We start from the raw sequence: 23817 nt of genomic DNA, 5'->3' as shown, positions 1-23817 counted from the left end.
CGGAGCCCACCTCGGCCCACAGCCGGATCGATGCCATCTCCGGCGCGCCTCGTGCAAAAATATCCTGCGCAGGCCAAGCGCGCTTGATGCACATCAACCCACCACCGTCGCGCCGGCGTTAGCGAGATACAATGCTGCGCTCCGGACGACTTCCGCCATGCAACTGCCCTATGGGATTTTCCGTCTGAGCCCCGCTCGGAGCGCGACTGCCCGTGCTCTCCTAGCGCTTGTATTGAGTCTCTGGCCCTCCGCGCCGAATGCACAGGACGAGGTGAAGCTCAGCGATGCGCAGGCGCGCAATCTCGGCGTCCGCGTCACCCATCCTGTCGCGAGCCGGACCGATCTGACGCTGCCCTATCCCGTCCAGATCGTCATCCCGACGCAGCAATTGTGGGTCGTCAGCGCGCCGGTGGCCGGCATGGTCGCCAAGCTCCTGGTGGGGCGCGGTGACCGCGTCACGGCCGGTCAGCCGCTGGTCACGCTGGAGAGTCCGAGCTTCGTCTCCCAGCAGCGCGACTATCTGCACGCGATCGCGCAGGAGCACCTCGCCAGCCAGCAGCTCAATCGCAACGTGGATCTGTTCGAAGGCAAGGCCGTGCCGCAACGCGTGCTCGAAGCCAGCCAGGCCGAAGCGCGCCAGGCCGCCCTCGTCGTCGCCGAACGGCGTCAGATGCTGCATCTGAGCGGGATGTCCGACGATGCAATCTCCCGGCTGGCCCAGCAAGCGGCGATCAGCGGGACGCTCACGGTCAATGCCCCGCAAGCCGCGTCCGTGGTCGAGCTCGCGGTGTCACCAGGGCAGCGGCTCGAACAATCCGCACCGCTTGTCAAGTTGGCGCGGCTCTCGCCGCTATGGGCGGAAATCGCGGTCCCTGCCGCCAATATTCGAGCGATCCGTACCGGCGCGAAAGTCGAGATCGAGGGCTATTCCACCCCGGGCAAGGTCGTGTTGGTCTCAGAGACCATCGATCCTGCCACCCAGACTATTCTGGTTCGCGCGGAAGTCCCCAACGACGGCGAGCTGCATCCCGGCCAGACCACCGCGGCCCGCATCGGATTTCTCTCGACCGGCGAAAGCGCCTGGGAGATCCCTTACAGTGGGCTGGTCCGGCGGGGCGAGCAAACGTCGGTCTTCGTCGCCTTTGACGGCGGCTTCCGGCTGGTGCCGGTCAAGCTGCTTGCGGAAGATCAGGACCATGTGGTCGTAGCGGGCGCCGTCTCGGATCGGGATGAGATCGCGATCGGCGGCATCTCGGCGCTTCGCGGCATCCTCTCCGGACTGGGGCAGTAAATGCTCCGGCGCCTGGTTGCGTTTGCACTGTCGCAGCGACTGTTCGTCATGCTCGGCGTGCTGCTGATGATCGGCGCCGGCGCTGTCCTCCTGCCCGGCTTACCGATCGATGCCTTTCCTGACGTTTCGCCGGTTCAGGTCAAGGTCATCATGAAGGCGGCGGGCCTCACTCCCGAAGAGGTCGAGCAGCGCATCACCGTTCCCGTCGAGCTCGAACTGCTCGGATTGCCGAACAAGAAGGTGCTTCGTTCGACCACGAAATACGCGCTGGCAGACATCACCGTCGATTTCGAGGACGGCACCGACATCTACTGGGCGCGCAACCAGGTCTCGGAGCGGCTGTCGAACATCTCGCGCGATTTCCCCGACGGGGTGAGCGGCGGTCTGGCGCCGATCACGAGCCCTCTCGGCGAGATGTTCATGTTCACGATCGACAGTCCCGAGCTGTCGCTCGCGGAACGCCGCACCCTGCTCGATTGGGTGATCCGCCCGGCCTTGCGGACCGTCCCCGGCGTTGCGGACGTCAATGCGCTCGGCGGCTATGTCCGCGCCTTCGAGATCGTGCCGCGCAACGATGCGCTGGCCGCGCGCGGCATCACCTACGATGTGTTTCGCCGGGCCATCGAAGCCAACAGCCGCAACGACGGCGCCGGGCGGGTGAACCAAGGCGAGGACAGCGCCCTGGTCCGGATCGAAGGCAGCATCCGCTCGATCGAGGACATCAAGGCGATCGTCGTCGACACCCGCGAGGGCGTGCCGATCCTGGTCAACGACGTCGCGAGCGTCAAAGTCGGGACGCTGACCCGCTATGGCGCCGTCACGGCGGACGGCCGCGGCGAAACCGTCGAGGGACTGGTCCTCGGCTTGCGCGGCGCCAACGCGGGTCAGCTCATCCGTGACGTGCGTGCCCGGCTCGCGGAACTGCAACCCTCGCTGCCGAAGAGCGTGTCGATCAACGTGTTCTATGACCGCAGCCGCCTGGTCAACCGCGCCGTCGGCACCGTGGTGCGGGCCCTCGGCGAGGCCACCGCCCTCGTCATCGTCCTTCTGCTGCTCTTCCTCGGCAACTGGCGGGCCTCGCTGGTGATCGCTCTCACCCTGCCGCTTGCCATCGTCATCGCCTTGATCGTCATGCGCGTGGTGGGAATGTCGGCCAACCTGATGAGCCTCGGCGGACTTGCGATCGCGATCGGCATGCTGATCGACGCGCTGGTGGTCGTGGTCGAGAACATCGTCGGGAACCTCGGCAAGCACGAGCCGGGCAAGGCCACTCCGCTGATCCACCTGATCTACCGGTCGGTCTGCGGAGTCCTGGAACCGGTCGCCTCGGGCGTGCTCATCATCATCATCGTGTTCGTCCCCCTGCTGACGCTGCAGGGGTTGGAGGGGAAGCTGTTCATCCCCGTCGCGCTGGCCATCATTTTCGCGCTGGGCGGGTCGCTGCTTCTGGCGCTCACAGTGATCCCGGTCGCGACCTCCTTCGTGCTCAAATCTGCATCGCATCGCGATCCCCTGCTGGTACGCGCGGCCCAACGGGTCTACGCGCCGGCATTGACCTGGGCGCTCAACAACGAGCGCAAGGTGATGACTGTGGCACTGATCGGCCTCGTCGCGGCGGGCTTCGCCTATACCAAGCTCGGCAAGACCTTCATGCCGACCATGGACGAAGGCGACGTCATCGTCAGCGTGGAGACGCTTCCGTCCGTCAACCTCGACGAGTCGCTAGCGATGAATGCAAGGCTGCAGACCGCGCTTCTGGCCGTGCCTGATATTGCCGGCATCGTCGCGCGAACCGGGTCGGACGAGCTCGGCCTCGACCCCATGGGCCCCAACCAGACCGACACGTTCCTCGTGCTCAAGCCGGCCGCCGAGCGCGCGACCGACAATCGCGAGGCCCTGCTGCAGAAGCTTCGCGAGGTCCTCACCGGCTTCCCCGGCATTTCGCTCAGCTTCACCCAGCCCATCGACATGCGTGTGCAGGAGATGATCAGCGGCGTGCGCGGTGACGTCGCCGTCAAGATCTTCGGCCCCGACATCGCCAAGCTGAACGAAACCGCGGCAAAGCTGTCGGCGATCCTGTCCAGCATCGACGGTGCCGAGGATGTCTACACCACGCTGAACGAAGGCGCTCAATACTACACGGTTGCGGTCAACCGCATGGAGGCCGGCCGCCTCGGCCTGACGGTGGATTCCATCGTCAACTCGCTGCGGACGCAGATCGAGGGCCGGACCATCGGGACCGCGCTCGAGGACGGACGCCGCACGCCGATCCTCATCCGGGGCAGCGAGACGACGCGGGAAGCGCCGACGCTGCTGGCGAGCCTGCCGCTCACGCTCGCCTCCGGACGGCACGTCGCGCTGTCGCAGGTCGCCCGCATCCAGCGCGTGGACGGCCCGGTGAAGATCGACCGCGAGGACGGCGCCCGCATGAGCGTGGTGCGCGCCAACGTCCGCGGTCGCGACATGGTCGGCTTCGTCGAAGCGGCCCGCCAGAAGGTCGCGACCGAACTCCCGCTGCCCAGCGGTTACCGGCTGACCTGGGGCGGGCAGTTCGAGAACCAGCAACGCGCCGCCGCGCGCCTATCCGTCGTGGTCCCCGTCGCGATCGGCCTGATCTTCGTGCTGCTCTTCACAACATTCGGTGCCATCCGCCAGGCCCTGCTGGTGCTCGTCAACATTCCCTTCGCCCTGATCGGGGGCGTCTTCGCCCTGGTCGTGACGGGCGAGTACCTGTCGGTGCCGGCTTCGGTCGGATTCATCGCGCTGCTCGGCATCGCTGTGCTCAACGGCGTCGTGCTGGTCTCCTACTTCAATCAGCTCCGCGCCCACGGCCTTCCCGAGGATCGCATCGTCGTCGAAGGCGCCATGCGCAGGCTTCGCCCCGTGCTGATGACCGCGAGCATCACGGCGCTCGGCTTGATCCCGCTGCTGTTCGCCACCGGCCCGGGATCCGAGGTGCAGCGACCGCTCGCAATCGTCGTAATTGGAGGACTGCTGTCCTCCACCCTGCTCACCCTGATTCTCCTGCCGATCCTGTATCGCCGCTATGGCGGATCGTCGAAGGTGGCCAAATGATTGAGCAGCCGGTCTGTCTGACGCTGATTGTGCCGCATCTCCTGCGCGAGGAGGTGCTCGACTATCTCGCTGAGCAGACCGACCTGGTTTCGGGATTCACGGCATCGCACGGAGCCGGTCACGGCACTGAGATCCGTTTGCATACGGCCGCCGAACGCGTGAAGGGCCACGCCGATCAGGCTGTCGTGCAAGTGGTTCTGTCGAGTAGTGATGCCGGCCGCTTGCTCGACCGTCTGCGGGTTTCGTTCGCCGGAACCAAGCTGGTCTACTGGACGATACCCGTGACGGAACTCGGCACGATCGACTGAGCGGGCCTACTCCGCCGACGCCCGGGCGTGGCGCTCGGACGATTCCAGCGCCGCGGCGGTCAGCTTGCGGCGGCGCCAGATGGTGCCGACCACCAGCACGACGATGACGCCGAGCGCGGCGCAGAAATATTCGCCGCCGGCTCCGCCATGGCCGAATTGCGGCGGGATGCGCAAGGCACCGAGCATGCTGTCGAGAGAGGCACCGAACGGACCGTCGAACAGCGTGTGCAGCTTCGGCGCGACACCGGGATCGGTCGCCATCACCTCGCCCGCGATCCAGCCGAGCAGCGCAGCACCGGCCCAGACCAGCACCGGCAGCTTTTCGAGCAGCGCCATGATCAGCGCCGCACCGGCGACGATCAGCGGCACGCTGATGGCAAGGCCGAGGATCAGGAGCGGCACGCTGCCATTGGCGGCGGCTGCGACCGCAATGACGTTGTCGAGCGACATGACGATGTCGGCGACCACGACGATCTGGATGGCCTGCCACAGATGCGAGGCTGCGTCGACGTCGTCGTCCTCGTCATGCTCCGGCACGAGGAGCTTGGCCGCGATCACGATCAGGGCGAGACCGCCGATCAGCTTGAGATAGGGCAACTCCATCAGTGTCGCGACGATGCCGGTGAAGATGATCCGCAGCATCACGGCTGCGCCGGCACCGAAGATCATGCCCCACAGCCGGTGTCGCGGCGAGAGGCCGCGGCACGCCAGCGCGATCACCAGCGCGTTGTCGCCGGACAGAAGGATGTTGATCCAGATGATCTTGCCGACCGCAATCCAGAAGGTCGGTTCGGCCATCTCGTTGCGAAACTGGGTGAAGAATGCCCCGATCGTCGCGGGATCGAAGATCTGCCAGAGCCAGCTCACAATAGGTCCCCTCGCCCAGTCTCTAAATTACGGCCGGCTGATCAGCCGACGATCTCGTTGCCCGAGAAGAACTGCGCGATCTCGATCGCGGCGGTCTCCGGCGCATCCGAGCCGTGTGCGGAATTCTCGCCGATCGACTTGGCGTAGAGCTTGCGGATGGTGCCGTCGGCGGCCTTGGACGGATCGGTCGCGCCCATCGCGTCGCGGTACTTGGCGATGGCGTTCTCGGCTTCCAGCACTTGGACGACGACCGGGCCCGAGGTCATGAACTCGACGAGCTCGCCGAAGAACGGCCGCGCCTTGTGGACGGCATAGAAGGTCTCGGCCTGTTCCTTGGTCATGCGGATGCGCTTCTGCGCGACGATGCGCAGGCCCGCCTTTTCGATCACGGCGTTGACGGCGCCGGTCAGGTTACGCGCGGTCGCGTCGGGTTTGATGATCGAGAAAGTGCGTTCGATGGCCATAATCTTGTCCTTGGAAGAAAAGCGGTGGTTGTCGAGTTGCGGGGCTTATATCGGCGCCTTTGCCATCCGGCAAGCGACCGCCGGTATGACGTCACAGACGCTTCGCCGCAGGACCGGACCCCGCAGTTTCAATCTGGATTACGACAATTTCACCCAGATGAACCCAATCTGAAGCCCCTGTCAGGATTCGGTTCAGCCTCGCCGGCGTAGGGTTGGCCCCATCGAAACCGAGCCCGATCACAGGGCGGACCGTTTCGGCGGCCTTTCCATCGACGCGGATGCCCCCGCGCCGGCAGTTTTGAGGAGATCACCATGTTGAGGAAACTTTCGCTTGCCGCTGTCGCTGCGGTTGCGCTGGGTGCCGCGCTGGCGCCGACCTCGGCTTCCGCCCACTGGCACGGTGGCGGCCCGGGCTGGCACGGCGGCGGCGGAGGCTGGCACCGCGGCCACGGCTGGGGCGGACCGCGCTTCTATGCCCCCGTCTCCTACGGTTATGGCGGCTGCTATGTGCGCCGGCTGGTCCCGACCCCCTGGGGACCCCGCTGGCGGATGATCAACCGCTGCTACTGAGCCCGACAGCACCTTGACTTAAAGGCTACCGCCCCCCACGGTTGCCTTCCAAGAGAAGCCCCGGCGATCCCCCCCGCCGGGGCTTCGCATTTTGGGCGGATATTGCGGGATTCATACAATTTTGACGAGAATGCCGGCATTCCCCCCAAAAACCGCGAAACCATTTTGGGGGCCAATGACTTGGTACCGTGTCCTTACTTTGAGCACACGGAACCTGCGCGATGGCTGGCCTTTTTGCCAATGACAGCGAACAGATCGATCGGCGGACCAGCCGCTCGATTTGCGATGCGGTGGGCGAACGGCTTCAGCAGAGCCTGCGTCCCGAGCCTCAGCTCCCGACCCACCTCGAGCAGCTCATGAACGAGCTGAGGCAGCGCGACCGCGACTCGCATTGAGCGGCTAAGAAAAACGGGTTGCGTTCGACGCGCCTTGCGGTGACAAGGCCGCATGCTTGTCATCACCGACCTCTCCCTCCGCCTCGCCGGACGCCTTCTGATTGACCAGAGTTCCGTGCAGATCACGCCGGGATCGCGCGTCGGCCTGGTCGGACGCAACGGCACCGGCAAGTCGACGCTGTTCAAGGTGATCCGCGGTGAGCTCGCGGCCGAGCACGGCTCGGTGACCCTGCCGCCGCGCTGGAGCGTCGGCAGCCTCGCCCAGGAAGCCCCGAACGGACCCGACAGCCTGATCTCCGTCGTGCTCAAGGCCGATCTCGAACGTGACGCGCTGCTCGCCGAAGCCGAGAGCGCGACCGACCCGCACCGGATCGCCGAGATCCAGACCCGGCTGGTCGACATCGACGCGCATTCGGCGCCGAGCCGCGCCGCCGCGATCCTCTCCGGCCTCGGCTTCTCCGCCGCCGATCAGCTCCGCCCCTGCGCCGAGTTCTCCGGCGGCTGGCGCATGCGCGTCGCGCTCGCCGCGACGCTGTTCGCAGCCCCCGATTTGTTGCTGCTCGACGAGCCCACCAACTATCTCGACCTCGAGGGAACGTTGTGGCTGGAGGATCATCTCGCGCATTATCCGCGCACGGTGATCGTGATCAGCCACGACCGCGACCTCCTCGAAAGCTCGGTCGACCAGATCCTGCATCTGGAGCGCGGCAAGCTCACGCTCTACAAGGGCACCTATTCCTCGTTCGAGGAGCAGCGCGCCGCGCGCGAGCTGCTCGATGCCAAGCAGGTCAAGCGCCAGGAAGCCGAGCGCGCCCGGCTGCAAGCTTTCGTCGACCGCTTCAAGGCCAAGGCTTCGAAAGCCCGCCAGGCACAGTCTCGCGTGAAAATGCTGGAGCGGCTGAAGCCGATCACGGCGCTGGTCACCGAGGACGTGCGCGAGATCAGCTTTCCGGCGCCGGAGAAGATCCTGTCGCCGCCGATCATCGCGGTGGACAACGCTTCCGTCGGCTACGATCCCGCGGCGCCCGTGCTCGGCCGCGTCACGCTGCGCATCGACAATGACGATCGCATCGCGCTGCTGGGTGCCAACGGCAACGGCAAGTCGACGCTGGTCAAGCTGCTCGCCGGAAGGCTCGCGCCGTTCTCCGGCAAGGTGACGCGCGCGGACAAGCTCTCGATCGCCTATTTCGCGCAGCATCAGCTCGACGAGCTGAACGAGGACGCCTCGGCCTATGACCACGTCCGCAAGCTGATGGGCGATGCGCCCGAAGCCAAGGTGCGCGCCCGCGCCGGCGCGATCGGTTTTTCGGGCAAGGCGGCCGACACCAAGGCCGGCAAATTGTCCGGCGGCGAGAAGGCGCGGCTGCTGCTGGGCCTTGCGACCTTCTTCGGCCCCAACATGATCATCCTGGACGAGCCGACCAACCATCTCGATATCGACAGCCGTGCCGCGCTGGCCGAAGCCATCAACGAATTCCCCGGCGCCGTCATCATGGTCTCGCACGACCGCTATCTGATCGAGGCCTGCGCAGACCGGCTTTGGATCGTCGCCGACCGCACCGTCACCAATTACGACGGCGACCTCGACGAATATCGCCGCCTGGTGCTGTCCACGCGCAACGCCGAGCCCGCGCCGCGCGAGCGCAGTGTCGCGAGCGAGAAACCGCAGCGCGCGCGGCCCGACAATCGCGGCTCGCTGAAGAAACGCATCACCGAAGCCGAAGCCGAGATCGCCCGCGTCAGCGACATCATCACCAAGATCGACACCGCCCTCGCCTTGCCCGACATTTTTACGCGCGATCCCAAGCAGGCCGCACAGCTGTCAAAGGCGCGCGCCAATGCCGCCGATGCGCTGGCGCGCGCGGAGGAGCAGTGGCTCGAGGCGAGCACGCAGTTCGACGAGGCTGCGGGCTGAATCCAAATCTGGGAAAACAACCCCATGCACAGTAGCGGTAATAAATCACCCTGCATCAAGTAGCTGGCCACGCTACCCTTCATGGGATTGTCCGCTCAGTCCGCGAACTGCCCGGCCGCCTTGATGATCGGAGCCCAGCGGTCGACTTCGCTCGTCAGCATCGCGCCGAGCGCCTCGGGCGTCGCCTTGTCTTGCGGCACCGGCTCGGTGTTGATGTCGTTGAATCGGGCGATCAGCGCCGGATCCTTGAGCGCCGTCTGCAGCGCGGCCGTCAGCTTCTGCACGACCGCGGGCGGAGTGCCCTTGGGAGCATAGAGGCCGTGCCAGACGCCGAGCTCGAACCCCTTGAGGCCCGCCTCATCGGCCGTCGGCAGATCGGGCAGACTCTTCAGCCGCTCCTTGGTGGTGATCGCATAGGCCTTGACCTGCTTGGCCGTGATCGGCCCGGTGGTGTTGGTCGCCTGGTCGCAGGTGAGATCGATCTGCTTGCCGAGCAGATCGTTCATGATCGGGCCGTTGCCCTTATAGGGCACCGTGGTGAGCTGCTTCTGGATCGCGGTCATGAACAGCATGCCGCAGAGATGCGATGCCGCACCTAACCCGGCATTGGCGTAGGTCAGCTTGTCGCCCTGCTGCTGGGCGTAGGCGACCAGCTCCTTGAGCGTGTTGGCCGGAAAATCCGGACGCGCAATGATCGTCATCGGCGCGTTGGTCACGAGGCCGATCGGCGCAAACGCCGTCTTCGTGTCATAGCTGAGATTGCGGTACAGGGTCGCGGCGGTCGAGATGCCGACGTGATGGATCAGCAGTGTGTAGCCGTCGGGCTGGGCGCGCGCGGCGCGGGTCGTGCCGATGGTGCCGCCGGCGCCGGTCGCGTTCTCGACAACGATTTGCTGTCCCAGCGACTTCCCCATGCCTGCGGCCGTCAGGCGCGCGATGGTGTCGGTCGGCCCGCCCGCCGCGAATGGAACCAGCATGGTGATGGGCCTCGTCGGATAGTCCTGGGCAACGGCCGCGCCGAGCGGCAGAAGCAGAGCCGATACGAGGGCAATCGAGAACCGCATAGTCTCCTCCAGATTTTTATGGCTCCATATGAGCGCATTCCTGGCCGCAAGACCATCAGGAAAGCGGCTCATCAGAAGCGTGCAGCAATTGTTCGGCCGCAGCGGCGTTCCGGGAACATGTCGCGAAGAGCTGCCGTCAATTCCGCCCGCTCGCCCTGCGCTAGGTCTGGCTCTCTGTCTCGTTTTCGAGCTTCGTCCGCACGGCCGCGACAATGCGATGAACGGTTTGCAGGTCCTTGACCGGAAGCCCCTCCGAAAGGCCGTTGACCCACGGCGCCTGCAAAGCCATGGCGGCATCGAAAGCATGCCGTCCCTTGTCGGTCAGAACGACAAGCTGCGCTCGGCGGTGATGCGGGTTGGCCTCGAAAGCAACGAGGCCTTCCGCGTGCAGGTCATTGACGATCCGCTGCACGTTCTGGCGATTGGCCCCCAGATCGCGGGCAAGCCAAGCCACCGGCTGGGGGCGCTCCGCGTGCACGATGGCGCCGAGAATCTGCCAGCGAGCGCTCGTGAGCCCGAGCCGGGCGACCAAGCGGTCCCCTGCGGTCAGGAGCAGGCTATTCAGCCGGAACAGGTCAAGCACGAGGTTCGACAGCGCATCACCGGCCGGCGTTCGCAAGGATTTCGGCATCCGTCACCATAAACTGTTATTGACATCATGATGTCAAATATCTAAGGTGTGTATAGTACCACATTGACACCATATTGCCATATCGAATGGAGCCTGCCATGGCGCACCTACGTCCTTTGGACCCTAACTTTCCCATCGAACGTCAGCTTGGCATCGACACCAGCCCTGCGGTGCTGGTGAATGTGTTCACGCTCGACAAGACCGACGAGCAGAGCTTCCTCCAGGTTTGGCAGGACGATGCAGCCTTCATGAAACGGCAGCCGGGCTTCATTGCCACCCAGCTTCACCGCGCGATCGGCGATAGCCCGACATATCTGAACTATGCCGTCTGGGAATCGACGGCCCACTTCCGGGCTGCATTCACGCATCCTGAGTTCAGATCGAAAATCGCAGCCTATCCCTCATCTGCCGTCGCCTCTCCGCACCTGTTCGAAAAGGTCGCCGTGCCCGGCATCTGTGTGGCGTAGCGCGCTTCGAAACGGCAGGACCCCGATGACCAGGATCATCCACCCAGTCGCGGGCGCGGTCGCGCTGACGACGATTGCGACCTTCTGGCTCTCCACGGCTCTCACCGAGCTATTTGCGTCGCACGCGAGCATAGCCACGGTGAAAATGGCCATACCCTGGGGCTTCCTGTTGCTGGTTCCGGCGTTGGCGGTGACGGGAGGCTCAGGATTTTTCCTGGCAAAGGGACGACGTGGTGGCGTGATCGGCGCGAAGATCAAGCGCATGCCGTTCATCGCCGGCAACGGCATCCTGCTTCTCATTCCTGCCGCGTTGTTTCTTGCGTTCAAGGCGAAGGCCGCGGAGTTCGACACCACGTTCTATGCGGTACAGACTCTCGAATTGTTGGCCGGCGCGATGAACATCGCTCTTCTCGGCCTCAATATGCGCGACGGCTTCAAGATGAAGAGCCGGTTCCGCGTTCGCCAGCCCGATCGCTTGCCGGTGCTCTGACGGCGCGCGCGAACCCGGCTTTCGATCGGGTCCGCCACGCTCGCAGGCGGTCCCGCCTACGCGTGCTTCTTCTTCGGCTTCACCGCCCTCGGCGCTGGCTGCGGATCGGGATTGCCCTCGATTGACGACAGACGTCCAGCCGTGAAGGTGTAGATGCCGGCGCGCGGTCCCGTGGCCCAAGTGACGACGGCAACGCGGCGACCGGCGGCGTCATTGGAGAGATTGATGTTCGATGGCGCGCCGATGCCGCGCACCACGTCGCATTCGGTATGGCCCAGCGCGACCGTACCGCCCATCGGCGCCGGAGCCGTCGTCGATGCGTTGGCATCGGCCGGCCCGGGAGGCGGCGCCATGCCGGGACAGGCGCCGTCAGCGCTGACGAGATCCTCAGCTCCGACCGGCTTGTCGGGGGTCAGCGGCGGGGATTCGATCGAGATGTTCTTGATGAACAGCCGGCTCGGCGTGTTGAACCATTGTGCGTCCTTCGACAGCAGATCGGACGCGCCCGAGCAGCCGGCGAGCAGCGGAGCCGCGGCAGCCAAAGCAACAAGAAGCGACCTGGGAAGCTTTTGATGTCGCACGATAAACCAAATTCCCCGCGTGAAGGACCAGCCCTAAGCGATTGTCCCAACATCACTTTGCGGCACGAAGGTGACAAAAGCCAGCATCGCCCGAAAAGTGCAAATTATCATTAATTGCGAAGGACCCCTAATTCCGACGCTGCCACCGGCCCCGGTCGTCGGCCTGCCAATAGGTGACATCAAATCCCCGCTCCTTGCAATCCGTCCAGGCGCTGCGGGCAAGCGCGAGTGCATCCGGATCGTCGCCGTTGAACAGCAGCACCATGCGCGCATAACCCTGCGCGTCCTGCGGCAAGGCCGCATTGTCGACCAGGAATCGGACATGGGCGCCGTTGGGATTGCCCTCCTCGATCGCCAGCACGATCGGCTGATCGGCGGCATCGTTCACGCGCCATGTCGCATGCGGCAGGAAGGAATCGTCGCGGTAGGTCCATAAATGCGCGTCGAGCGCATCGGCGCGCTCTTCCGAGGTCGACTGCACCACGACGCGCCATCCGCGCTCGAGCGATTTCTCGAGAAGCGGCGGCAACACGTTCTCCACCGTCATGTTTTGCAGATGATAGAACAGGACTTCGGTCATCTCAGATCATTTGCGCTCGTAATGGTCGGCGACGAGACGGTCGAGCAGGCGGACGCCATAGCCGCTTGCCCAGCTCTGGTTGATGTCGGTCTTCGGCGCGCCCATGGCGGTGCCGGCGATGTCGAGATGGGCCCAGGGCGTGCCATCGACGAAACGCTGCAGGAACTGCGCGGCGGTGATCGAGCCGCCGTGGCGACCGCCGGTGTTCTTCATGTCGGCGAACTGGGAATCGATCAGCTTGTCGTATTCGGGACCGAGCGGCATGCGCCAGACCTTGTCGCCGCTCTCGATGCCGGCCGCCAGCAGGCGTTCGGCGAGCTCATCATTGTTGGAGAACATGCCGGCATGCTCGGTGCCGAGCGCGACCACGATCGCGCCGGTCAGTGTCGCCAGATCCACCATGAATTTCGGCTTCACCTTCTTGGCGACGTACCAGAGCACGTCGGCCAGCACGAGGCGGCCTTCCGCGTCGGTGTTGATGATCTCGATGGTCTGGCCCGACATCGAGGTGACGATGTCGCCCGGCCGCTGCGCATTGCCGTCGGGCATGTTCTCGACGAGGCCGATGGCGCCGACCACATTGACCTTGGCCTTGCGCGCGGCAAGCGCGTGCATCAGGCCGACGACGCAGGCCGCGCCTCCCATGTCGCCCTTCATGTCCTCCATGCTGCCGGCTGGCTTGATCGAGATGCCGCCGGTGTCGAAGCAGACGCCCTTGCCGACGAAGCTCACGGGCGCCTCGCCCTTCTTGCCGCCGTCCCAGCGCATGATCACGGTGCGGCTCGGCCGCGCCGAGCCCTGGCCGACGCCGAGCAGCGCGCCCATGCCGAGCTTCTGCATCGCCCTGACGTCGAGCACCTCGACCTTGACGCCGAGCTTGCGGAGCTGACCGGCGCGGCGAGCGAATTCCTCGGGGAAGAGCACGTTCGGCGGCTCGTTGACGAGGTCGCGCGCGATGATCACGCCGTCGACGACGTGGCCGGCCGAGGCAAACGCCTTCTTCGCGGCAGCGGCATCGCCGACCGCCAGCGAGATGTCGGCGCGCGAGCCGCCCTCCTCGCCGTCCTTCTTCTTCGTCTTGTAGCGGTCGAACTTGTAGGCGCGCAGGCGCAGGCCCGAGGCGATCGCGACCGCCTGCTCGCTCGTCATCGCGCCACTGGGCAGTTCCGCCATGATCGTCATGGCGGCCGCCCCGGCGGCAAGCTTGCCCGCCGCCACACCACCGAATTTGAGGAAATCGTTCGCCTTCAGGCCGGCCGCCTTGCCGGCGCCGATCACGAGCAGACGGGTGGCCTTGACCCCTTCCGGCGCCAGGATGTCGAGCGCTGCCCCGCTCTTGCCCTTGAAGGCGGCGGCGGCGGCCGCTCGCTTCACGAGTTCGATAGCGCCGCCCAGCGCCTTGGCCGTCGCCGGACCAACCTTCAGACTATCGTCGCAGAACATGACCATGATGCCACGGGCGGCGGCAGACAACGGGACAAAGCCGACCTTGATGGCATCGGACATGGGTAACTCCTTCAAAAAACTTGGTCTTTTTGCTGCTCACGGTCCCTGGCCAGGGCCGGACATGAACGGCGATTCACTGAGCCATCTGCACTATGGGCCAGCGCCCCGGCAGATGCCAAGCACCCCCCGTGGCCTCAAGGTCACAACGAGCGAAATATTAACCATATATTGAGGGTGCCACGGGGCAGCCATTTTGTTGACGGATCAAAGGGATGGTAGTGAGAGAGTGAGCTGGCGGAAGAGGCGCTGGCCAACCTTGGGGATCCCCTGATCGGGGATTGGTTGGACAGCGGAGTTTCGGCCGACATTGGGGACTTGGTGGGATTCGTGCGGTAGCGCATGGGGTCGATCGATAGGTATATCTTCCGCACGACGCTGGCGTCGTTTGCGCTGATCCTGGTCAGCCTCACTGGCGTGATCTGGATTACGCAGGCGTTGCGCGGCATCGACCTGATGACGAGCCAGGGTCAGACCATCCTCACTTTCCTGGGCATCACCAGCCTCGTCGTGCCGGCCCTGGTCCTGATCATCTCGCCGATCGCGCTGATGATCGCGATCTCGCACACGCTGAACAAGCTCGCGACCGATTCCGAGATCATCGTGATGAATGCCGCCGGCCTGTCGCCGTTCCGGCTGTTCTATCCGTTCTTCTACGCCACCTGCGTGGTGGCGCTGCTGGTTGCCTTCATCGCGGCCTATCTCGCCCCCGACGGCATGCGGCGGATCAAGCAGTGGGATGCCGAGATCACCGCGGACGTGCTCACCAACATCCTGCAGCCCGGCCGCTTCGCCCAGCTCGACAAGAACCTCACGATCCGGATTCGCGAACGCCAGCCCGGCGGCATCCTTGCCGGCATCTTCATCGACGACCGCCGCGATCCGAACGAGCGCGTCTCGATCGTCGCCGAGCACGGCGAGGTCGTGAAGAACGAGACCGGCTCGTTCCTGGTGCTGGAGACCGGCAATCTCCAGCGCTTCGAGGCGGGCAAGCGCGATCCCGCGCTGGTGGCCTTCGGCCGCTACGGCTTCGACATGTCGAAGTTCTCCAACCAGGGCCGCGACGTCACCCTCGGCATCCGCGAGCGCTATCTCTGGGAGCTGCTTGCGCCGTCCGATAACGACCCCGTCTACAAGCAGATTCCCGGCCAGTTCCGCTCGGCCCTGCATGACAGCCTGCTCGCCCCGATCTATCCCTTCGCCTTTGCCGTGCTGACCTTCGCCTTCCTCGGTGCGCCCCGCACCACCCGCCAGAGCCGTAATTTCTCGATCGGCACTTCGGTCGTTGCGGTGTTCGGCCTGCGCATGGCCGGCTTTGCCTGCTCGGTGATGGCGGTGAAATCGCCGAGCCCGGTGCTGGTGCAATATGCGATGGTCATGGGCGCCATCGGCATCGGGCTGTGGATGATCATCCGCGGCGTTGTGGTCGAGCCGCCCCCTGGCCTCATGGAGGCCATCAACAGGTCGAACGCGCGCATCGCGCGGCTGTTCGGACGGCCGGCCACCGCATGAGCATGCTCACCAACACACTCGGACGCTATTTCGCCGGCCGCTTCGTGGTCGCGGCGCTCGGCGTGTTCTTGGGCATTTTCCTGCTGCTGGTGCTGGTCGACTACATCGAGATGGTGCGCAAGACCTCGGGGCTGGCGTCCGCCTCGGCGCTCATGGTGGCCGAGACCTCGCTGTTCAGGGTGCCGCAACTGCTGGAGAAGCTGACGCCGTTCTGCATGCTGATCGGCGCCATGACCTGCTATCTCGCCCTCTCCCGCCGGCTCGAGCTCGTGGTTGCGCGCGCCGCCGGCATCTCCGCATGGCAGTTCATCTCACCGGCGCTCGGCAGCGCGCTCCTGATCGGGGTGATCGCAACCGTCGCCTACAATCCGATGTCGGCGAATCTGCGTGAGCTCTCCAAGCGCATGGAAGCCGAGCTGTTCGGCTCGGCGCCCGGCGGCGGCATCCAGGACGCCTCCGGCTTCTGGCTCAATCAGGTGACCAGCGACGGCCAGACCATCATCAACGCCGCGCGCAGCGAGCAGCAGGGCGTCCGACTCACCGGCCTGACGCTGTTCCGCTTTGACACAGACAGCCACTTCAAGGAGCGGATCGAGGCGCGCGAGGCGACATTGGAGTCCGGCCATTGGCTGTTCAAATCCGTTCGCCGCTTCTCGCTGGACTCCCCGCCGATCGACCAGGCCACCTTGGAGATTCCAACGACGCTCACCGAGGCGCAGGTCCGCAACAGCTTTTCCACCCCCGAGACTGTGTCCTTTTGGCAACTACCGAGCTACATCCGCTCATCCGAAAGCTCAGGCTTCGCGACAGCCGGATACCGACTCCAGTATCAGAAGCTTCTGGCACAGCCGTTTTTGCTTGCGGCAATGGTGATGCTCGCGGCCTCCGTGTCGTTGCGCTTCTTCCGGATGGGCGGCGTGCAGAAGATGGTTTTGAGTGGCGTGGGCGCAGGCTTTCTGCTCTACGTTCTGTCGAAAGTGACTGAAGACTTGAGCAAGGCTGAGTTGATGCATCCGATCGCTGCGGCGTGGTTGCCCGTAGTGGTGGGCGGCCTCACCGGCTTTTTGGCCTTGTTGTACCAGGAGGACGGTTAGTGACTGCCGTCCATCGAGGACCCGTGTCTCGTTTGACGCGCCGCATCGTGATGCGCGCGAACGGGTCCGGCTTGTCTGTTCGCAGGCTCATGATGGCTGTCGCTGCCGTGGCATCGCTCGGCGCGCTGATCGATGTTGCCGCCGTGGCCCCCGCCTCGGCCCAGAGCTTCACCTATAATCCGCTGCCGCCACGTCCGAAGCCGCCGAAAGCCGCCAACGACAACCAGATGCTGGTTCAGGCGACCGAGGTCGACTACGACTACAACAATTCGCGCGTCTCCGCGGTCGGTAACGTCCAGCTGTTCTACAACGGCACCAGCGTCGAGGCCGACAAGGTCATCTACGACCAGAAGACCAAGCGGCTGCATGCCGAAGGCAACATCCGCATGACGGATGCCGACGGCAAGATCACCTATGCCGAGATCATGGATCTCTCCGACGATTACCGCGACGGCTTCGTCGATTCGCTGCGTGTGGACACCGCCGACCAGACCCGCATGGCCGCGAGCCGCGCCGACCGCTCCAGCGGCAATTACACGGTGTTCGAGAACGGCGTCTACACGGCCTGCGCGCCGTGTAAGGACGATCCGAAGAAACCGCCGCTGTGGCAGGTCAAGGGTGCCCGCATCATCCACGACCAGCAGGAGAAGATGCTGTATTTCGAGACGGCGCAGATCGAATTCTTCGGTGTGCCGCTCGCCTACATGCCCTATTTCTCGACGCCCGACCCGACCGTGAAGCGCAAGAGCGGCTTCCTGATGCCGGGCTATGTTTCCGGCACGTCGAACACGGGTTATGGCGTCGAGGTTCCCTATTATTGGGCGATCGCGCCCGACATGGACGCGACCATCAACCCCCGCTTCTTGTCGCGGCAAGGCGTGCTGCTGCAGGGAGAATTCCGGCAGCGCCTGATCGACGGCGCCTACCAGATCCGCGCCTATGGCATCGACCAGCTCGATCCCGGCGCGTTCGCCGGGCAGCCCGGCGACAAGCAGTTCCGCGGCGCCGTCGACACCAAGGGTCAGTTCGCGCTGAACGACAAATGGGTCTGGGGTTGGGACGGCGTCCTGATGTCCGACTACTATTTCTTCTCGGACTACCGGCTCTACCAGTACCGCGATCCGCTCGGCTCGTTCCTGCTGCTGCCGACGGAGGCGCTGTCGCAGCTCTATCTGACCGGCGTCGGCAACCGCAGCTTCTTCGACGCGCGCACGATGTACTGGCTGAGCTATTCGGGTAACCAGAGCCAGGTGCCGATCGTCTATCCGGTGATCGACTACTCCAACGTGCTCAACTATCCGGTGTTCGGCGGCGAGTTCAGCTACAAGACCAATTTCGTGAACCTGTCGCGTGACCAGGCGGTGTTCGATCCGATCACCACGATCGCGAACACCAACAGCCTGTGCACGACGGCGTCGGCCGATCCGCTCGCCCGCACGCCGTCACAGTGCCTGCTGCGCGGCTTCCCCGGCACCTACACCCGCCTCACGGCCGAGGCGCAGTGGCGCAAATCCTTTACCGATCCGCTCGGCCAGATCTGGACGCCGTTCGCCAGCCTGCGCGCCGACGCGATCAACTCCTCGGTCTCCAACCAGCCGGGCGTGTCGAACTATCTTCCCATCGGCGACACCCAGGCGTTCCGCCTGATGCCGACCGTGGGCCTGGAATACCGCTACCCCTTCATCAACGTTCAGCCCTGGGGCTCGACTACCGTCGAGCCGATCGCGCAGATCATCATCCGGCCGAACGAGACCTATGCCGGCAAGCTCCCGAACGAGGACGCCCAGAGCATGGTGTTCGACGCCTCGAACCTGTTCAGCGTCGACAAGTTCTCCGGCTACGACCGCGTCGAGGGCGGCGGCCGCGCCAATGTCGGCGTGCAGTCCACCACGCAGTTCGACAAGGGCGGCGCCGTCAAGGCCCTGTTCGGCCAGTCCTACCAGCTGTTCGGCATGAACTCCTTCGCGGTCCAGGACCCCATCAATACCGGCCTCAATTCCGGCCTGGACAAGCCGCGTTCCGATTACGTCGCGAGCGCCAGCTACTCGCCCAACAGCACCTACACGTTCAGCGTCCGCTCCCGCATGGACGAGCAGACCTGGAACGTGCAGCGCTTCGAGGCGGAAGGCCGCGCCAACTTCAATCGCTGGGCGGTCAGCGTACTGTACGGCAGTTACGCAGCGCAGCCGGAGCTTGGCTATCTGACCCGCCGCGAGGGCATCCTGACCTCGGGCTCCATAAAGGTCGCGACCAACTGGGTGGTGTCGGGCTCGGCGCGGTGGGACCTCGAAGCCAACAAGATCAACCAGTATGTGCTCGGCGCCGGCTATGTCGACGATTGCTTCGTGCTGGCGGCGAACTACGTAACTTCGTATAGCTACTCGGCGGGCACTGCGCCGCCCGTGCTGAGCCATGCGTTCATGTTCCAGATCGGCCTGCGCACGCTGGCGACCTCGTCGACGACCAGCAGTTCCGCCGGCCTCCAGTGAACGGTTTGAAGTGCCGGCCGCGCTTGCCCCCATCACAGGCTCGACGCGGCTGACATGCGAGCGACAATCATGACGACCCCATTGCCCGTCTTCCGCCTCCTCCTCGCCATCGCTGCCGGACTGGTCCTGACCGGACTGCCCTCGCCGTCGCGCGCGCAGAACATCGTCGTCATGGTCAACGGCGACCCGATCACCGATTTCGACATCGAGCAGCGCTCCAAGCTCGACCAGCTGACGACGCAGAAGACCCCGAGCCGCCAGGAGGTCATCAACGAGCTGATCGACGACAAGGTGAAGATGAAGGAGGGCAAGAAGTACGGGGTCGACCCCGGCATCTCCGACATCAACCAGTCCTACGAAGGCATGGCGCAGCGCATGCGCATCACGCCGGACCAGCTCACCAAGTCGCTCGAATCCAAAGGCGTCCGCCCCGAGACGCTGAAGGGCCGCATGAAGGCCGAGATGGTCTGGACCAGCCTGGTGCGCGGCCGCTTCAAGGAGAAGCTGCTGGTCGGCGAGCGCGACGTCGCGCAGGCCGTGCAGGCCCAGACCGGCGACAAGCTCCAGATCGAGGGCACCGAATACAAGATGCAGCCGATCGTGCTGATCGTGCCGCGCGGCTCGTCCGCGGCGTTCCTGGAAACACGCAAGAAGGAAGCCGAGAGCTATCGCGCGCGCGTCGGAAGCTGCGAGGAAGCCAACTCGCTGTTCCGCTCGACGCCGAACGCCACCATCCGCGACAGCGTCACCAAGACCACCGCGGAGCTGCCGGAAGCGCTGCGCAAGGTGCTCGACGACACCCCGATCGGCCATTTGACCGCGCCCGAGATGACCAAGAACGGCATCGAGATGGTGGTGCTGTGCTCGCGCAAGCCGACCATGATCGACACGCCGAAGAAGCGCGAGGTCCGCGAGAAGATGTATCAGGAGAAGTACGAGAAGACCCAGAAGGCCTATCTCGACGAGCTCCGCAAGGCGGCGATGATCGAATATCGCAACCGCTGATGGCCAATCGCGCAGCCAAACCGCATAGCCTTCCCCTTGCCCTGACCCTGGGAGAGCCCGCCGGCATCGGCCCCGACATCACGATCGCAGCCTGGCTCCGGCGCCGTGAACTGAACCTGCCCGCCTTCTATCTGCTCGGCGACGAGGCGCTGATCGCCCGGCGCGCCAAGGCGCTCGCCGCCGTGCTGGGGGCCGACGTCAGGACCGCGGCGGTGAGCCCCGGCGAGGCCGCTTCGGCCTTCGCTGATGCCCTCCCCGTGGTCGCCACCGGCGAGCGCGCGACCGCCGAGCCCGGCAAGCCCGACGCATCGAGCGCGCCGGCCGCGCTCGCCTCGATCCGGCAGGCGGTCACCGATGTCCGCGAGGGCCGCGCCGGCGCGGTCGTCACCAACCCGATCGCCAAGAGCGTGCTCTACCGCTCAGGCTTCCGTCATCCCGGCCACACCGAATTCCTCGCCGAGCTTGCCGCGGAAGGCGGCCTCGTGCCGCAGCCGGTGATGATGCTGTGGTCGCCCCGGCTTGCCGTGGTGCCCGTGACCATCCACGTCTCGATCCGCGATGCGCTGGCAGAGCTCACCAGCGAGCTGATCGTCTCGACCGTGCGCATCGTCGCAGCCGAGCTGAAATCGCGCTTCGGCATCGCGCAGCCGCGTATCGCGGTCTCCGGCCTCAATCCGCATGCCGGCGAGGACGGCTCGCTCGGCCACGAGGAGCAGACGATCATCGCCCCGGCGCTTAAGGTGTTGCGTGGCGACGGCATCGAGCCCAGGGGGCCGCTGCCCGCCGACACCATGTTCCACGAGGCCGCGCGCAGCACCTATGACTGCGCAATCTGCATGTATCACGACCAGGCGCTGATCCCGATCAAGACCGTCGCCTTCGACGACGCCGTCAACGTCACGCTCGGCCTGCCCTTCATCCGCACCTCACCCGATCACGGCACCGCCTTCGACATCGCCGGCACCGGCAAGGCCAATCCGGCCAGCCTGATCGCGGCGCTTCAGCTGGCCAGCCGCATGGCGGCTTCGCAAAGCCGATGAGCGCGATCGACGACCTCCCGCCGCTCCGCGAGGTCATTCGCCAGCACGCGCTGTCGGCGCGCAAATCGCTCGGCCAGAATTTCCTGCTCGACCTCAATCTCACCGCCCGCATCGCGCGCGCCGCAGCGCCGCTCGACGATTCCACGATCGTCGAGATCGGCCCCGGCCCGGGCGGGCTGACACGCGCGCTGCTTGCGCTCGGCGCGAAGCGCGTCATCGCCATCGAGCATGACGAGCGGGCGATCCCGGCCTTGCAGGATATTTCCGCGCGCTATCCTGACAGGCTCGAGATCGTGCATGGCGATGCCATGACCTTCGATCCCCGCCCGCTGCTCAATGGCGAACGCGCGAAGATCGTCGCCAACCTGCCCTACAACATCGCGACCCAGCTCCTGATCGGCTGGCTCACCACCGAGCCCTGGCCGCCCTGGTACGACATGATGGTGCTGATGTTCCAGCGCGAGGTCGGTGAGCGCATCGTCGCGCGCGAGGACGAGGAGGCTTATGGCCGGCTCGGCGTGCTCGCCAATTGGCGCTGCGAGACCAAGATCCTGTTCGACATTGCGCCGTCCGCCTTCGTGCCGCCGCCGAAGGTCACCTCCTCCGTCGTGCGCCTCACGCCGCGCGCCGAGCCTCTCCCTTGCGATCGCAGGCTGCTCGAACAGGTCGCCGCCGCCGCCTTCGGTCAGCGCCGGAAAATGTTGCGGCAGAGCCTGAAATCGCTCGGCGTCGATCCCGCGCGGCTCGCCGCCGCCGCCGGCGTCGATGCGACGCGGCGCGCCGAGACCGTTCCGATATCCGGCTTTGTTGCCATGGCCCGTGAATTGGCCAATATACGAACCGAAGAAGCATGATCCGGAAAAGTGTGAAGCGGTTTTCCGAACGAGATCATGCTCAAACAATGAGATAATTTCGGAGGAAGAAATATGGCGTTGATGCGTCGGCAGTCCCTGGTCAAGTTCGATGCGCCGCTGTGCGAGACCATCGTCGACACGCCCAAGCCGCAAGGACGCGAAGTCCTGGTGCGCATCGAGCGCTGCGGCCTCTGCCATTCCGACCTGCACATCCAGGACGGCTATGCCGATCTCGGCGGCGGCAAGAAGCTCGACACCACGCGCGGCATGACGCTGCCCTTCACGCTCGGCCACGAGATCGCAGGTGTCGTCGACGAAGTCGGCCCCGACGTGCCGGCCGGCCTCATTGGCGCGAAGAAGGCCGTCTTCCCCTGGATCGGCTGCGGCCAGTGCCGCGACTGCGCCAATGGCGACGAGAATCTCTGCGTCAAGCAGCGCTTCCTCGGCGTCTCCATCGACGGCGGCTTCGCCACCCACGTGCTGGTGCCCGACGCGAAATATCTGCTCGACTACGATCCCCTGCCCGTCAACCAGGCCGCGACCTTGATGTGCTCCGGCGTTACCGCCTATGGCGCGCTCAAGCGCCTGGTCGACCGCCCGCGCCAGCGCAACCTGCTGCTGATCGGTCTCGGCGGCGTCGGCATGATGGGCCTGTCGTTCGCGCAGGCGATGTTCAAGCAGCCGATCACGGTCGCCGACCTGTCGCCAGCCGCGCGCGAGACCGCGCTGAACAACGGCGCCGCCAATGCCTATGATCCGTCCGAGCCCGACGTGATCAAGCGCATCCTGAAGGAGACCGAAGGCGGCTTCGACGAGATCGTCGATTTCGCCGGCAACGAGAAGTCGATGGCCTTTGCGGTCGCGGTCGCCGCGCGCGGCGGCAAGATCGTGGTCTCCGGCCTGATGGGCGGCCAGTTCACATTGCCGATGGTGCAATGGGTCTACAAGCGCATGACCATCGAGGGTTTCATGGTCGGAACGCTCAACGAGGCGCAGGAGCTGATGGCCTTGGCGCGCGCCGGCAAGATCAAGCCGACGCCGATGCGCGAGGAGCCGATGGGCGACGTCCAGAAATGGATCGACGAGCTTCGCGCCGGCAAGGTCGTCGGCCGCATCGTGCTGAAGAACTGAGCCGCGCGCGCGGGCCCCAAGTTGGGCCCGCGTGACGGAACGCCTGCGGCCCCGCCGCGTTGGCAGCGCATGTCCATTCGCTGCACCGTCGAAAGCGCATTCTTCATCGCCTGGAGCTGCCTGGAGCAGAGCGGCGAGCTCGGCCCGCCGGACGAGAGCGCCAACGTCATTCTCGACGCCATCGAAGGTCAGCTCAAAACCGGCGAACGCCGGCAGCTGATGCTCGCCAACAAGGCGATCGACGCCTATCGCGCGCACGCGGCGCTGCGCCGATCCTCGTGGGATCGCGAAGCACGCTTCGGCTGATGATCTTCGCCGCCCCTCCGGCCACCGGCCCAGCGGCGTTCTGGCGGATTGAGGCCGGCGGTCCTCGGGCAAAGCGCACGGAGTACGGCGCTCGGCGCCACACGCTACGCCAATCCACAAGCCCGCTATGTTCACTCCTGAACAGACCTCGCCAGATCAACGCTGCCGGGCAGCGCACGCATGCA

Annotated in this window: 23 protein-coding genes; 16 read left to right on the top strand and 7 right to left on the bottom strand. The window is 65.2% G+C overall.

The genetic code is table 11. The annotated features are described in order from the left end of the window. Positions 1-157 precede the first annotated feature (157 nt). Genes GGD62_RS01275 through GGD62_RS01265 form a run of 3 tightly spaced genes read left to right on the top strand, consistent with a single transcriptional unit; the run spans position 158 to position 4674 of the window. Positions 158-1291, top strand: coding sequence for an efflux RND transporter periplasmic adaptor subunit (locus GGD62_RS01275; RefSeq protein WP_409333926.1), 1134 nt, complete (start codon positions 158-160; stop codon positions 1289-1291). Then, positions 1292-4366, top strand: a complete 3075-nt coding sequence (locus GGD62_RS01270; protein ID WP_183706857.1) for an efflux RND transporter permease subunit — start codon at positions 1292-1294, stop codon at positions 4364-4366. Beyond that, positions 4363-4674, top strand: a complete 312-nt coding sequence (locus GGD62_RS01265) for a DUF3240 family protein (protein WP_092252942.1) — start codon at positions 4363-4365, stop codon at positions 4672-4674. The genes GGD62_RS01270 and GGD62_RS01265 overlap by 4 nt, the downstream gene beginning before the upstream one ends. A 6-nt stretch (positions 4675-4680) precedes the next feature. On the opposite strand, the gene GGD62_RS01260 is transcribed toward GGD62_RS01265, so the two are convergent. Beyond that, entirely contained in the window at positions 4681-5541 is an 861-nt protein-coding gene (locus GGD62_RS01260) for a TerC family protein (RefSeq protein WP_018317540.1), read from the bottom strand. A gap of 41 nt (positions 5542-5582) precedes the next feature. After that, positions 5583-6005 carry a nucleoside-diphosphate kinase gene (gene ndk, locus GGD62_RS01255; protein WP_018317541.1) on the bottom strand — a complete coding sequence of 141 codons (423 nt, stop codon included), beginning with the start codon at positions 6003-6005 and terminating at the stop codon, positions 5583-5585. A 312-nt stretch (positions 6006-6317) separates the two neighbouring features. On the opposite strand from ndk, the gene GGD62_RS01250 reads away from it, so the two are divergent. The 3 genes from GGD62_RS01250 (at position 6318) to GGD62_RS01240 (ending at position 8885) form a co-directional block, all read left to right on the top strand. Then, a complete protein-coding gene (locus GGD62_RS01250) occupies positions 6318-6575 on the top strand; it encodes a hypothetical protein (protein ID WP_018317542.1) in 258 nt (85 codons plus the stop codon). A 221-nt stretch (positions 6576-6796) separates the two neighbouring features. Then, the gene (locus tag GGD62_RS01245; RefSeq protein ID WP_018317543.1) at positions 6797-6970 is read left to right on the top strand and encodes a hypothetical protein; all 174 of its coding nucleotides are present in this window, start codon (positions 6797-6799) and stop codon (positions 6968-6970) included. A 52-nt stretch (positions 6971-7022) separates the two neighbouring features. Next, entirely contained in the window at positions 7023-8885 is a 1863-nt protein-coding gene (locus GGD62_RS01240) for an ABC-F family ATP-binding cassette domain-containing protein (RefSeq protein WP_018317544.1), read from the top strand. A 95-nt stretch (positions 8886-8980) separates the two neighbouring features. Here GGD62_RS01240 and GGD62_RS01235 read toward each other — a convergent pair whose 3' ends face one another. Then, complete coding sequence (locus GGD62_RS01235) at positions 8981-9949, bottom strand: tripartite tricarboxylate transporter substrate-binding protein (RefSeq protein ID WP_018317545.1); 969 nt, start codon at positions 9947-9949, stop codon at positions 8981-8983. Positions 9950-10109: 160 nt separating this feature from the next. Next, complete coding sequence (locus tag GGD62_RS01230) at positions 10110-10580, bottom strand: MarR family winged helix-turn-helix transcriptional regulator (RefSeq protein WP_183706856.1); 471 nt, start codon at positions 10578-10580, stop codon at positions 10110-10112. 98 nt (positions 10581-10678) lie between these two features. Between GGD62_RS01230 and GGD62_RS01225 the strand changes: the two genes are divergently transcribed. Together GGD62_RS01225 and GGD62_RS01220 are read left to right on the top strand one after the other, a co-directional pair. Further along, entirely contained in the window at positions 10679-11047 is a 369-nt protein-coding gene (locus tag GGD62_RS01225; RefSeq protein WP_026201869.1) for an antibiotic biosynthesis monooxygenase, read from the top strand. Positions 11048-11072: 25 nt separating this feature from the next. Further along, complete coding sequence (locus GGD62_RS01220) at positions 11073-11537, top strand: hypothetical protein (RefSeq protein ID WP_092252932.1); 465 nt, start codon at positions 11073-11075, stop codon at positions 11535-11537. A 56-nt stretch (positions 11538-11593) separates the two neighbouring features. On the opposite strand, the gene GGD62_RS01215 is transcribed toward GGD62_RS01220, so the two are convergent. The 3 genes from GGD62_RS01215 to GGD62_RS01205 all read right to left on the bottom strand — a co-directional run bounded on the left by GGD62_RS01215 (position 11594) and on the right by GGD62_RS01205 (position 14204). Beyond that, positions 11594-12079, bottom strand: coding sequence for a hypothetical protein (locus tag GGD62_RS01215; RefSeq protein ID WP_018317549.1), 486 nt, complete (start codon positions 12077-12079; stop codon positions 11594-11596). A gap of 166 nt (positions 12080-12245) precedes the next feature. Then, on the bottom strand, positions 12246-12698 hold the full coding sequence (locus tag GGD62_RS01210) for a DNA polymerase III subunit chi (protein ID WP_183706855.1): 453 nt from the start codon (positions 12696-12698) through the stop codon (positions 12246-12248). A gap of 6 nt (positions 12699-12704) precedes the next feature. Beyond that, a complete protein-coding gene (locus GGD62_RS01205; protein ID WP_183706854.1) occupies positions 12705-14204 on the bottom strand; it encodes a leucyl aminopeptidase in 1500 nt (499 codons plus the stop codon). A gap of 339 nt (positions 14205-14543) precedes the next feature. Here GGD62_RS01205 and lptF point away from each other — a divergent pair, with 339 nt between their 5' ends. From lptF to GGD62_RS01165, 8 genes are all read left to right on the top strand, one after another. After that, positions 14544-15713, top strand: a complete 1170-nt coding sequence (gene lptF, locus GGD62_RS01200) for an LPS export ABC transporter permease LptF (RefSeq protein WP_018317552.1) — start codon at positions 14544-14546, stop codon at positions 15711-15713. After that, the gene (gene lptG / locus GGD62_RS01195; protein WP_018317553.1) at positions 15710-16807 is read left to right on the top strand and encodes an LPS export ABC transporter permease LptG; all 1098 of its coding nucleotides are present in this window, start codon (positions 15710-15712) and stop codon (positions 16805-16807) included. The genes lptF and lptG overlap by 4 nt, the downstream gene beginning before the upstream one ends. Further along, the gene (locus tag GGD62_RS01190) at positions 16807-19296 is read left to right on the top strand and encodes an LPS-assembly protein LptD (RefSeq protein WP_183706853.1); all 2490 of its coding nucleotides are present in this window, start codon (positions 16807-16809) and stop codon (positions 19294-19296) included. Before lptG ends, GGD62_RS01190 begins: the two co-directional genes overlap by 1 nt. A gap of 69 nt (positions 19297-19365) precedes the next feature. Continuing rightward, entirely contained in the window at positions 19366-20301 is a 936-nt protein-coding gene (locus GGD62_RS01185; protein ID WP_177236934.1) for a SurA N-terminal domain-containing protein, read from the top strand. Continuing rightward, positions 20301-21341 carry a 4-hydroxythreonine-4-phosphate dehydrogenase PdxA gene (pdxA, locus tag GGD62_RS01180; RefSeq protein WP_183706852.1) on the top strand — a complete coding sequence of 347 codons (1041 nt, stop codon included), beginning with the start codon at positions 20301-20303 and terminating at the stop codon, positions 21339-21341. Before GGD62_RS01185 ends, pdxA begins: the two co-directional genes overlap by 1 nt. Further along, positions 21338-22195 (top strand): 16S rRNA (adenine(1518)-N(6)/adenine(1519)-N(6))-dimethyltransferase RsmA, encoded by an 858-nt coding sequence (rsmA, locus tag GGD62_RS01175; protein WP_018317557.1) that lies wholly within the window; start codon positions 21338-21340, stop codon positions 22193-22195. Before pdxA ends, rsmA begins: the two co-directional genes overlap by 4 nt. Before the next feature lie 72 nt (positions 22196-22267). Beyond that, positions 22268-23326 (top strand): alcohol dehydrogenase, encoded by a 1059-nt coding sequence (locus tag GGD62_RS01170; RefSeq protein ID WP_183237163.1) that lies wholly within the window; start codon positions 22268-22270, stop codon positions 23324-23326. Between the two features lie 69 nt (positions 23327-23395). Further along, entirely contained in the window at positions 23396-23632 is a 237-nt protein-coding gene (locus GGD62_RS01165; protein WP_018317559.1) for a hypothetical protein, read from the top strand. The last annotated feature ends 185 nt before the right edge of the window (positions 23633-23817 follow it).

Source organism: Bradyrhizobium sp. ERR14 (genome assembly GCF_014198235.1).
Lineage (GTDB): Bacteria > Pseudomonadota > Alphaproteobacteria > Rhizobiales > Xanthobacteraceae > Bradyrhizobium.
The sequence above is the reverse complement of the archived record's forward strand: the minus strand, read 5'-3'. Positions and strand labels throughout refer to the sequence as shown.

Coding starts and splice junctions, on each gene's coding strand:
- GGD62_RS01275 (WP_409333926.1), top strand. CDS start 158: ATGCAACTGCCCTATGGGATTTTCCGTCTGAGCCCCGCTCGGAGCGCG.
- GGD62_RS01270 (WP_183706857.1), top strand. CDS start 1,292: ATGCTCCGGCGCCTGGTTGCGTTTGCACTGTCGCAGCGACTGTTCGTC.
- GGD62_RS01265 (WP_092252942.1), top strand. CDS start 4,363: ATGATTGAGCAGCCGGTCTGTCTGACGCTGATTGTGCCGCATCTCCTG.
- ndk (WP_018317541.1), bottom strand. CDS start 6,005: ATGGCCATCGAACGCACTTTCTCGATCATCAAACCCGACGCGACCGCG.
- GGD62_RS01250 (WP_018317542.1), top strand. CDS start 6,318: ATGTTGAGGAAACTTTCGCTTGCCGCTGTCGCTGCGGTTGCGCTGGGT.
- GGD62_RS01245 (WP_018317543.1), top strand. CDS start 6,797: ATGGCTGGCCTTTTTGCCAATGACAGCGAACAGATCGATCGGCGGACC.
- GGD62_RS01240 (WP_018317544.1), top strand. CDS start 7,023: ATGCTTGTCATCACCGACCTCTCCCTCCGCCTCGCCGGACGCCTTCTG.
- GGD62_RS01235 (WP_018317545.1), bottom strand. CDS start 9,949: ATGCGGTTCTCGATTGCCCTCGTATCGGCTCTGCTTCTGCCGCTCGGC.
- GGD62_RS01230 (WP_183706856.1), bottom strand. CDS start 10,580: ATGCCGAAATCCTTGCGAACGCCGGCCGGTGATGCGCTGTCGAACCTC.
- GGD62_RS01225 (WP_026201869.1), top strand. CDS start 10,679: ATGGCGCACCTACGTCCTTTGGACCCTAACTTTCCCATCGAACGTCAG.
- GGD62_RS01220 (WP_092252932.1), top strand. CDS start 11,073: ATGACCAGGATCATCCACCCAGTCGCGGGCGCGGTCGCGCTGACGACG.
- GGD62_RS01210 (WP_183706855.1), bottom strand. CDS start 12,698: ATGACCGAAGTCCTGTTCTATCATCTGCAAAACATGACGGTGGAGAAC.
- GGD62_RS01205 (WP_183706854.1), bottom strand. CDS start 14,204: ATGTCCGATGCCATCAAGGTCGGCTTTGTCCCGTTGTCTGCCGCCGCC.
- lptF (WP_018317552.1), top strand. CDS start 14,544: ATGGGGTCGATCGATAGGTATATCTTCCGCACGACGCTGGCGTCGTTT.
- lptG (WP_018317553.1), top strand. CDS start 15,710: ATGAGCATGCTCACCAACACACTCGGACGCTATTTCGCCGGCCGCTTC.
- GGD62_RS01185 (WP_177236934.1), top strand. CDS start 19,366: ATGACGACCCCATTGCCCGTCTTCCGCCTCCTCCTCGCCATCGCTGCC.
- pdxA (WP_183706852.1), top strand. CDS start 20,301: ATGGCCAATCGCGCAGCCAAACCGCATAGCCTTCCCCTTGCCCTGACC.
- rsmA (WP_018317557.1), top strand. CDS start 21,338: ATGAGCGCGATCGACGACCTCCCGCCGCTCCGCGAGGTCATTCGCCAG.
- GGD62_RS01170 (WP_183237163.1), top strand. CDS start 22,268: ATGGCGTTGATGCGTCGGCAGTCCCTGGTCAAGTTCGATGCGCCGCTG.
- GGD62_RS01165 (WP_018317559.1), top strand. CDS start 23,396: ATGTCCATTCGCTGCACCGTCGAAAGCGCATTCTTCATCGCCTGGAGC.